This is a genomic window from Kitasatospora sp. MY 5-36, assembly GCF_001182915.1.
In the GTDB taxonomy this organism is placed as follows: Bacteria; Actinomycetota; Actinomycetes; order Streptomycetales; family Streptomycetaceae; genus Kitasatospora.
The window spans coordinates 1-2383 of record NZ_LFVW01001023.1; the positions used below are offsets into that span (position 1 = coordinate 1).

Genomic DNA, 2383 nt, shown 5'->3' on the forward strand with positions numbered 1-2383 from the left:
GTCGCCGGTGAGGACGGCCACGGTGGCGCCCGCGTCGCGGCCGCTGGCCGGGGTCCAGGCGGTGGCCGCGGCGGCGTCGTCGCTGCGGGAGCAGAACACCCGCTCGCGCTCGGCCTCGGCGCTGACCGCCGCGTTGACGGCCGGGTCGTCGGTGGCCACCAGGGCGTACCAGGTGTCGGCGAGGTCGCCGTCCCGGTACGGGCGGGCGTGCCAGGTGAGCTCGCCGGCGTCGGCCATGGCCTGGACGGCCGGGGTGGTGGCGGGCGCCACCAAGTGCAGGTCGGCGCCGGAGGCGATCAGGGCGGGCAGCCGCCGCTGGGCGACCTGGCCGCCGCCGACCACGACGACGCGGCGGCCGGCCAGCAGCAGGCCCACCGGGTAGGGGGTACGGCCCTCGGTGCTCGGGTGCGGGGTGGGCGCGGTCATCGGCGGTGCTCCTGATCGGGGATGAGGGTGTGGGGACGGTACGGCACGTCACCGCTCCGCGGTCCGGCGCGCCCTCGGGCCGGACCGCGGAGCGGTGACGGGGTGCGTCAGGCCTTCTCGGTGACCCCGGCGGAGTCGAAGGTCGCTACATCGTGCATCGCCCGGGCCGCGCTCTGCACCAGCGGCAGGGCCAGCAGGGCACCGGTGCCCTCGCCCAGCCGCAGGTCCAGGTCGATCAGCGGGCGCAGGCCGAGCTTCGCCAGCGCGGCCTGGTGGCCGGGCTCGGCGGAGCGGTGGCCGGCGATGCAGGCGGCCAGCACCTCGGGGGCGATGGCCTTGGCGGCCAGCGCGGCGGAACCGGCGATGACGCCGTCCAGGATCACCGGGGTGCGCAGCGAGGCGGCGCCCAGCAGGAAGCCGGCCAGGGCGGCGTGCTCCAGGCCGCCGACGGCGGCGAGGACGCCGATCGGGTCGCTCGGGTCGGGCTGGTGCAGGGCCAGCGCGGCGCGGATGACCTCGACCTTGCGGGCGTGGGTCTCGTCGTCGATGCCGGTGCCGCGGCCGGTGACCTCGGCCGGGTCGAGGCCGGTGAACACCGAGATCAGGGCGGCCGAGGCGGTGGTGTTGGCGATCCCCATGTCGCCGGTGACCAGTGCCTTGTTGCCCGCCGCGACCAGGTCGCGGGCGGTCTCGATGCCGACCTCGATGGCCTTGAGGGCCTCCTCGCGGGTCATCGCCGGGCCCTGGGTCATGTCGGCGGTGCCGGGGCGGACCTTGCGCGGCAGCAGGCCGGTGGCGCGGCCCTGCTGGACGGCGTCCGGCAGTTCGGCGGCGACGCCGACGTCGACGACGCAGACCTCGGTGCCGATCTGCTTGGCGAAGGAGTTGATCACCGCTCCCCCGGCCAGGAAGTTGCCGACCATCTGGGCGGTCACCTCCTGCGGCCAGGGGCTGACGCCCTGGGCGTGCACGCCGTGGTCGCCGGCGAAGATCGCCACGCAGGCGGGCTCCGGGAGCGGCGGCGGGCACTTGCGGGACAAGCCGCACAGCTGGGCGGAGATGATCTCCAGCATGCCGAGCGAGCCGGCCGGCTTGGTCATCCGCTTCTGCCGGTCCCAGGCCTCGCCGAGCGCCTTGGCGTCCAGCGGGCGGATGCCGCGCAGGGTGTCGGCGAGCAGGCTCTGCGGCTCCTCGCCGGGCAGCGCACGGTTGCCGTACTGCTCCTCGTGGACGACCCAGGACAGCGGGCGCTTCTTGGCCCAGCCCTGCTGCTCCAGCTCGGGCTCGTCCGGGAACTCGTCGACGAAGCCGACGCACAGGTAGGCGACGACCTCCAGGTGCTCGGGCAGGCCGAGCTCGCGGACCAGCTCCTCGTCGTCGAAGAAGCTCACCCAGCCGACGCCCAGGCCCTCGGCGCGGGCGGCCAGCCAGAGGTTCTCGACGGCCAGGGCGGCCGAGTACGGGGCCATCTGCGGCTGGGTGTGCCGGCCCAGGGTGTGCCGGCCGCCGCGGGTGCGGTCGGCGGTCACCACGATGTTGACCGGGGTGTCGAGGATGGCCTCGATCTTGATTTCCTTGAACTGCTTGGCCCGGCCCTTGGGCAGCGAGTCCGCGAACGCCTCGCGCTGGCGCTCGGCCAGGGCGTGCATCCGCCTGCGGGTCTTCGCCGAGCGGATCACCACGAAGTCCCAGGGCTGCGAGTAGCCGACGCTGGGCGCGGTGTGGGCGGCCTCCAGGACGCGGATCAGCACCTCGTGCGGGATCGGGTCCGGGCGGAAGCCGTTGCGCACGTCGCGGCGCTCGCGGATCACCTGGTGGACGGCCTCGCGGCCGGCCTCGTCGTAGCCGGGGGCGGCCGGGCCGCGCGGCTCGGCGGGCTCCTCGGGCTGCGGCTCCGGCTGCTCCTCGGCGGCCTCGGCGGCGGGCTGCTCCTCGGCCACGGGCTGCTCCTCGGTGG

The 2383-nt window shown here is 75.5% G+C and carries 2 protein-coding genes; both read right to left on the reverse strand.

Going from position 1 to position 2383, the window contains the following annotated elements:
- Window positions 1–426, reverse strand: a 426-nt coding sequence (locus AE652_RS39655; protein ID WP_049660481.1) for a bifunctional precorrin-2 dehydrogenase/sirohydrochlorin ferrochelatase, incomplete at its 3' end; no start/stop codon positions are given.
- Between the two features lie 107 nt (window positions 427–533).
- A partial coding sequence (cobT, locus tag AE652_RS39660) for a nicotinate-nucleotide--dimethylbenzimidazole phosphoribosyltransferase (RefSeq protein ID WP_049660483.1) occupies window positions 534–2383 on the reverse strand: 1850 nt, incomplete at its 5' end.